This is a genomic window from Vibrio sp. V23_P3S9T160 (assembly GCF_963886625.1).
Classification (GTDB): domain Bacteria; phylum Pseudomonadota; class Gammaproteobacteria; order Enterobacterales; family Vibrionaceae; genus Vibrio; species Vibrio anguillarum.
Genome location: NZ_CAWPDB010000026.1, coordinates 1 through 7763, shown reverse-complemented (window position 1 = coordinate 7763; position 7763 = coordinate 1). Strand labels below are relative to the sequence as shown.

Below are 7763 nucleotides of genomic sequence, written 5' to 3'. Positions count from 1 at the left end.
CCACTAAACGGTTCCATAGCGCTTTATCAAAAGGTTCTTTAGGAATGGCAGGATAAAGTGTTTCGACCTCTTCTCTGGCAAAGGCCATAAACTCTTTCTTTTTCCTCTTGTTATACTCTTGGGCGACATTATTGTAGTTGCGGATCCACTCTTTCTTAAAGCGAAGCAAGGCGGGCTCGGCTTTTTCTAAAGGTAGCCGAGAGAGATAAACGCGCTTATATGAGATTTTACGATCAATCATCGTTCGCATACTGGTTTGAATGTAGGTACCGTGCTGCGTAATGGAAATATCGCTCTCATCAAACAGATTCACACACCAGCCCTTAGGCCAAAAGTCAGCCTGTTTATACTGATTATTTCTAGCGGTTAATACTTGATGAAGCACTAAATCAGAAGTGCCTTTAAAGGTTTGCTGCCATGTGGCTATGCGAATTTGCAATGAACCAGGCAAGCGATAGACATTGGTAAACTTATCTTCGTTCATGACTTCTACAGTAATTGGTTGAATAAAATACAATTTTTGAATGCCATTTGAGTACAGGGAATGCACCTCAAAGACGAAAGCCAAACGACGTGTCGATTATTTTATGACACATAAAATTATGTGCAGAGTACTCAGCTAATGATTTCAATTATAAGTATAAAAAGTGAGCGAGGTGGATTTTACAAGGTTTGCATTAAAATGCGAGCTTAAGTTGGCGTTAAATCTAATAATGATCAGCGATTATTTGCCTTATCTTGCAAAATTTGACTTTCTAGGTAGAGATAACTCGTTGTATTGCCTAGTCTAGTTAATAGAACTTCACAACTCGAGACCAATCATGGAGATCAAGTACCAGCAGTGGCAGCATAAGCTATACATGAAAGTGCTCAAATTGGCCGCAGCGATTCTGCCCATCTCCAAGCCAACCTTGTTTATTGGTAAAGAATCGCTCAAGCAACTCTGTTATTCGGTTTCTTTGATGGGTATTGAACGCGTGCTTGTCGTAACAGACCAAGGCATTGAAAAGCTTGGTTATGTAAAAAAACTGACCTTTGAGTTTGAGCGCGTTGGTGTCAGTTGTGTGGTGTTTAACCATGTATTGCCTGATCCTACCTATGATCAAGTTGAAGCCGGCCTCCATCAGTATCGATTGGAGAAGTGCCAAGGCGTTGTCGCTATTGGTGGCGGCTCTTCAATCGATTGTGCAAAAGTGATCGCCGCTTGTGCTACTAACCGCAAGTCGATCAAACGTTTAGTGGGGCTGTTAAAAGTATGGAAAACACCTGCGCCGCTGTTTGTGATCCCAACCACGGCAGGTACGGGCTCTGAAGTGACCGTCATTGCGGTGGTTTCTGACCCTCAAACTCAGCAAAAAACACCGATTACTGACCCGAAACTTGTGCCACTTATTGCAGCGTTAGATCCGATGCTGATGATGGCCCTGCCTACTCATATTACTGCGCAAACGGGGTTGGATGCACTCACGCATGCAGTGGAAGCCTTTATATCGCGTAATGCCACGCCAGAGACTGATCGCTATGCCATCGCTGCGGTTAAACTGATCCACGATAACTTGGAAAAAGCGGCGTTCTTTGGCCAAAATTTGACGGCGAGGCAAAACATGGCACTGGCCTCTTATTACGCTGGACTTGCTTTTACCAAAGCCAGTTTAGGGTATACACATGCCATCGCCCATGCCGTTGGGGCGAAATACCATTTCCCGCATGGCTTAGCGAATGCGGTTGTGTTGCCACATGTATTGGAATACTCCAAAGAGGCGGCGAAAGATAAGCTGGCTAAACTGGCCGACGTACTCAAAATAACCGATCCACATTTGACCGATTCAATGAAAGCGGACGCCTTCATTGGGTATGTAAAAGAGCTCAATCACACACTGCATATACCTACACAGTTACAGGGGCTCATGCCAGAGCATATTCCAGAATTGGCCAAACAAGCTTTTCGTGAAGCGTTTTGGAATTATCCTGCGCCAAAATACATGCAGCAAACGGATTGCGAAGCGATTTTTAGGAAATTGTAATCTACATTCAGCGTTATCTTTGACCGCTCTCGTCATCATAGCAACGAGAGTGGTCAAATTAGGTCGATTCATTTTTTAAGCAGTATCAACCCACTTGGCAGAGTATCACCGAAGACACGTTTGGATTCTGTGTCAGACAGGTCATGCACTTCATTCACCAAAGTAAACCAAGTTTCTGGAACCTTACTTTGCTTTATCTTGGCTAAAACGAGCTGACGAACATCATTGCTAATATCAAAAAGACGATCTCCTGTCTTGCGGCACATCATTACCGCGGCAAAGGCAATCATCGGTTCTTTTTGCCAGTTTTGATCAAGCAACTTCGGTAACCATTGTTCCACTTGCGCTCTTGGGATGACTGAATGTTGACTACCATACAGTAGCGTCCGAGAGGTTAACCGCCCAACGGCCCACCAGTGTGCTTGTTCACATTGAGTTTGATTAATCGCTTTGTTCAAAAACCACGTTGCAAGTAATACTTTATCTTCCACTTCTAGATGTTCCAGCGAAGCGGCAAGCCGTACCATGGCTTCGTACCCTTTGTCGTGCGCTTCTTGAGCTGATTTTGGATTTTTGATTGCGCTAGGGTGAAGATACTTAGCGATATCCGCTAGAATCGTTTCTTGTTGCTCTTGACTCAGTCCGCCAGCCACACGCCGCCAAAATACCCACCAATCGCTCCAGCCTTGATGATTTTGGAATTGAATACCTTGTTGATACAGATTCCACATCTGTTCCATACGCCAAGGATCAGTTGGATCGCCAAATCCTGGTCGCAGGGCAAATCCAGCCAGACGCAACCAGTTTTTCTCGTGTTGCTCTGAGCGACGTCGACGTTTACGGCCTTGAGAAAATGCATCAAAGAGCGGTCGTAGCGTGGCGAAATCCCATTCATCACGTGGCCCTAAAAGCTTATCTAAATCTTTGCCAAGTGTTTTAATGGCTTGGTTATCAGAGGCTTTTTTATTGCCACTATAAAGGTGTGTGATGAGCGAAATCGCCTCTGACAAGCGAGGATGACGTTGGATTTCACTGTCTGACTCACTGTGCTTGCGAACTTCAAACTCAAGTTGCCATCGGTTTTTTTCGTCCTCAACACTGACACATTCAATCTTGAGCGTGCCGACTTCAGTTAATTGACAAGCCAGTTGAACTTCCACCCGTTGCTTTTGGTTAGCATGCAATAGAGCATCATCACTTCCTTTTAACGCCGTTATATAAGGAGGCAGTGGCGTAAAAAGCTCATGTTCAACAGCCAATAACAGACCATTTTGAACGCGGCGATCAGCAAACATATCGTGAGTCGAGGTCAGGATGTTGAAGCGTACGGGTTCACCTAACGTCAGTGAAAATCGACGGCTGGTTAAGCGTATCTCTTGTCCTTCTTCGGTGCCTTTAGCCAAGACACACAGAGCATGTCCCGCACTGTTTTTTTCAGGCAGGTGTAAAAAATAAGAGCGTGCCGATCCACCGCCGATTTTAAGCTGTGCACCTTGGCGAGCTTTACCATACGCGACAGCACCGAGTGCGACTGCCCAATCAGGGTGAGGATTATCAAGCAGGGTGATCGGCGAACCTCGCCAATCGGTCAATAATTGAGTGATGCGCTTTGTGATAAGCTCACTATTAAATACGCCGCCATTGAGCAGCAACCCAACGGGAATTGCCGTTGCGTTTGACTCTTGCTTGAGCGCAAGGCGAGAAACGGCTTGGTGTTCAGCTAAAAATTCAGCGATATGTTTACTCACGGCAGGGTCGGCTGCGTAGGGCAAACCAAATTCCACCACTGCACTGCGGCGTTTATTTGGACGTTCTTGTACCGAGCAAAGTGGGAAAAAACCTTCCAGTGTAATGTCATGCACCTCTTGTTTCGTCAGGGAAATGCTTTTTGCTGCGCCTAATAGCTTTGAACCACTGCCAAGGAGCGTAATTTTTAGCTGCTCTGGGGCTTGGTTTGATAGGAGCTGCTCTTTGACTTGGCGAGTTTGCTGAATTAGTTTGCTCAAACTGGCGGCGGTTAATTTTTTCGAACCGTCAAAGCGTTGCTCAGCTAGATGAGCTAATGCTAAATCAAGGTTGTCACCTCCGAGCATTAAGTGATCACCCACGCCAATTCGGTCAAGAGAAAGTTGGTTGTCTACGCTGTGTTTCGCTTCAATTAAACTGAGGTCTGTCGTACCACCGCCCACATCACAAACCAAGATCAAAGGGAGTGATTGCAGTTGCTGTGAGGCACAATGGCGGTGACGTGCGTACCAGTCATAGCAAACGGCTTGTGGCTCTTCAAGTAGTACAATTGAGCTTAAGCCAGCCAGTGTTGCAGCTTCGATGGTGAGCTTACGAGCCGTTTCATCAAATGATGCCGGTACGGTGATAATGACATTTTGATCTTCAAGTCGATGACTTGGATGACGGTAGTTCCATGCTTGCCGGATGTGATTGAGATAACTGGCGCTGGCAATGACAGGGGAAACTTTCGCCACATCGTGAGCGCCTGCCCACGGTAAGATGGCTTGCTTGCGATCAACCCCTTGATGGGAGAGCCAACTTTTTGCGCTGGATACTTGTCGCCCTTCTACTTTTGCACCTAAATCTCTTGCCCATTGGCCAATAATTACTTCTTTGCTATCGCCCATAACCGGTTCAATTTGCCAAGGGAGCGATAGGGCATCAGGTGCGATCTGCCCGTCGGCTGGGTGATAACGAAATGACGGAAGGAGTGGTTTTCGAACCACTTCACCGGGGCCAATCAATTGGTCGACCTCAAAAAGATGCACGGGTGAGTCTTCTAACGATTCGGTGATTTCACAAAATGCCACCACAGTATTGGTGGTGCCTAAATCGATACCGACGAGAAAGCGAGGAGAAGACATGGAGGCTCCTGAATTTCAAAAACGGCATCCGAAGATGCCGTGTGGGGATTATTGAGTGACTTGAGGATCTTCACGCACATCGAACTCAACGTGCCATGTTTGGCCGTTGTCTGTCGCAATGGCTTCTAAGTGAAGTGTCCCGAGCTCTGTGATCGTTGAGGCTAAGTGAACCGGAACGACTTCGCCTTGTCGACGTCCTTTAGAAACAGGTAAGGTGACGTGGATCTCGGGCAGCTCTACAAGTTCTTCTGGAGCCCAATAATCTAAGTGCATGCCAGCTTCGTCATCGCGGCGTATTGTTGAACCAAAGAATTGAAAATGTACAGGCTCACCAATGACCAATCCAAACTCTTGGCTTGGTACGCGGACACTGCTTCCTTCTTCCATGCTAAATGGAGCGACGCACAAGGCTTCCATCGGTGGTGCGATCCCCGGAATGGCAGGCATAGCACTTTCAATACCGACGTAATAACTCGAGGCTATACCACCGCGAATACGCACACCTTGTCCACGACGAACTGCGCCGTAATACGCTGCGCCGCAGGCGACGGCTAAATCAAGGTCTAAGCCTGTTAAGCGCTTCATCTGTGGTGCTCCCACAGTGCTCAACCAAGCATTAATAGTGCTGAGAAGACGGTTTGCTAATAAATCGGATTTTAACACGCCACCGTTTAGTAAGATGGCGGTCGGTTTGATAAAATCCATCTCCGGAGCTTCGCCCATACCGGGCATGCCAGCAAATGGGTTATCATTCAGAGCGGATGTTTCTAGAGCGGATATGTCGCCACCCATTGCATGGGCTTGTTTTGCCAAGAACGCGGCGATATGGCGGGTAATTCCAGCGTCTTGCGCGTAGGGAAGGCCTATTTGCGTTAATGCGCCACGTGCTTTTTGTACGGGATGATCAGTGATATTCACTTGTGGGAAAAAACCATCGACCAAGGTTTGTTGCACTTCTTGTTGAGTCAATTCGGTTTTAAGCGTTGTACCGAGCAGTTTTGAACCGCGACTTGGTACCACAATCGGTACGGAATGTAGGGCACTGTCATTAAGAAGCGCCTCTTTGGCATCTCGGCAAGCGTGCGTCATCGCTTGTACTTGCCAAGGTGCTAATTCTTTACCTTCTTGCGCCAATTTCATTTTTAAACGGTAAGCAAGGGCAAGGTCCATGTTGTCGCCGCCGAGTAAGATGTGCTCACCAACCGCAATCCGATTGAGCGTTAAGTTACCAGCGTCTTCAGTCACTTCCACTAAGGATAAATCAGTGGTTCCCCCACCAATATCAACCACGAGAACAATGTCACCCACCTTGACTTCATCGCGCCACGCATCGTGGCTATTATCTATCCAACTGTATAAAGCCGCTTGTGGCTCTTCAAGCAGCGTTAATTGCTCAAAACCAACGTTGCGTGCTGCTTCAGCGGTTAAATCTCGGGCGGCTGGATCAAATGAAGCGGGTACTGTTAACGTGACATCTTGTGTAGCTAAGGGGAAGTCAGGGTGAGCGTGATCCCAAGCGCTTTTTAAATGCTCTAGATAGCACTCAGTGGTTTTTAATGGCGAGATCTTTTCCACTTCATCGCTGCTACCCACGGGTAAAAATGCATCACGTCGATTGACGCCACCATGACATAGCCATGATTTGGCACTGGCGACTAAACGAATCGGTGTCTTACTGCCAAGGTTGCGCGCAATGGCACCGACTAAAGCTTTTGGCTCGGCCGACCAAGGCAAAACGCGTGCGGCAGGGCTCATCTCATGTTCATGAGGCTGGTATAAAAACGAGCCTAATTGATGACGGCTTTCAACCGTACCGGGCGCGGTAAGTTGAGGGATGCTCATTACTGAAACGCGAGCGTTTTCATCCTGAGTATCAACATAAGAGAGCACGCAATGTGTTGTGCCTAAGTCAATACCAATACTAAATTTTGGCGCTGTCTGTTCCATTACAATTCAACCTCGGCAGGGGCGATGATTGAAGCATCATACTGTTCAGCCAATTTAGGCAAAGTGATAGCTGTTGCTTTCCAGCCTTTATGGACTAAGGTGCCATTAAAGGGTGCTGAACCCGTTACATTACCCGTTAAGCGAACTTCTTGCGGGTTGAAACCGGCTTCAATGGTAATTCGACTCTCTTCATCTTCGCCACGAATGGGCGTGAGCTGAATGTAATCTTGTAGGACTTTTTTACCACCGGCGTGGATCACGCGCGCCGCGGCTCCAACTTCCTCATCAGAAAAAGCGGTGACATCTTCATTTAAGAAGTCAATCAGACGAGCTTCTTGCTGCATTAACGACAAAAGTTGTAGGGCGGAATCGGTTGGCGCTGTCGCTAATTTAGATTCGACTTCAACTACGCGCTCAATCACTTTTTCTACTTCTACGATTTTTTCGACTTCAACAATCGTTTCAACCGGCTTTTCGACTTCGACAATTTTCTCGACAGGTTTTTCAACAACTTTCTCAACGACTTTTGATTTGCGTGATACCACAATGAGAAGTAGCAAAAGGCTTGATGCACTGAGCCCAGCATGCAGCATATCAAAGGTGGTAGGGATCATATTTAAATCGAAGTTCATCACAATTCTCTTTACACAATGAAGTAGGCGTGGGAATTCTCGTGAGCCTACGGTGAATAGACTTAAAAATAGGGGCGCAGCTTACCATATTCAAGGCAAATACAGGATAGAAAGTCCGCATCATCACGTTTAAGCTAAAGTGATTGCTTGCGTTTTGAGCAGTATCAATCATTAATTCTCTATTCTGGTTCAACTTTAAGATTAATTGGTTAATAAATTGATGACTGGCTATTGATTTACCTACTTTTATAAGAGTAATTTGAGTCCTGAGTCCTGAGTCCTGAGTC

5 protein-coding genes are annotated in these 7763 nt (G+C 46.6%); 1 reads left to right on the top strand and 4 read right to left on the bottom strand.

Annotated features, from left to right (window positions below):
* On the bottom strand, window positions 1–568 hold a 568-nt coding region (locus AACU59_RS01775; RefSeq protein WP_161437581.1), incomplete at its 3' end, for a hypothetical protein.
* A 253-nt stretch (window positions 569–821) separates the two neighbouring features.
* On the opposite strand from AACU59_RS01775, the gene AACU59_RS01770 reads away from it, so the two are divergent.
* The gene (locus tag AACU59_RS01770; protein ID WP_013856800.1) at window positions 822–2024 is read left to right on the top strand and encodes an iron-containing alcohol dehydrogenase; all 1203 of its coding nucleotides are present in this window, start codon (window positions 822–824) and stop codon (window positions 2022–2024) included.
* A 68-nt stretch (window positions 2025–2092) separates the two neighbouring features.
* On the opposite strand, the gene AACU59_RS01765 is transcribed toward AACU59_RS01770, so the two are convergent.
* The 3 genes from AACU59_RS01765 to AACU59_RS01755 are packed head-to-tail and all read right to left on the bottom strand — an operon-like array spanning window position 2093 to window position 7476.
* On the bottom strand, window positions 2093–4897 hold the full coding sequence (locus AACU59_RS01765; protein ID WP_094145852.1) for an Hsp70 family protein: 2805 nt from the start codon (window positions 4895–4897) through the stop codon (window positions 2093–2095).
* Window positions 4898–4945: 48 nt separating this feature from the next.
* Window positions 4946–6844: an Hsp70 family protein gene (locus AACU59_RS01760; protein WP_094145853.1), complete on the bottom strand. Its 1899-nt coding sequence runs from the start codon at window positions 6842–6844 to the stop codon at window positions 4946–4948.
* Window positions 6844–7476 carry a DUF2760 domain-containing protein gene (locus AACU59_RS01755; protein WP_026028849.1) on the bottom strand — a complete coding sequence of 211 codons (633 nt, stop codon included), beginning with the start codon at window positions 7474–7476 and terminating at the stop codon, window positions 6844–6846. Before AACU59_RS01755 ends, AACU59_RS01760 begins: the two co-directional genes overlap by 1 nt.
* Between the last annotated feature and the right edge of the window lie 287 nt (window positions 7477–7763).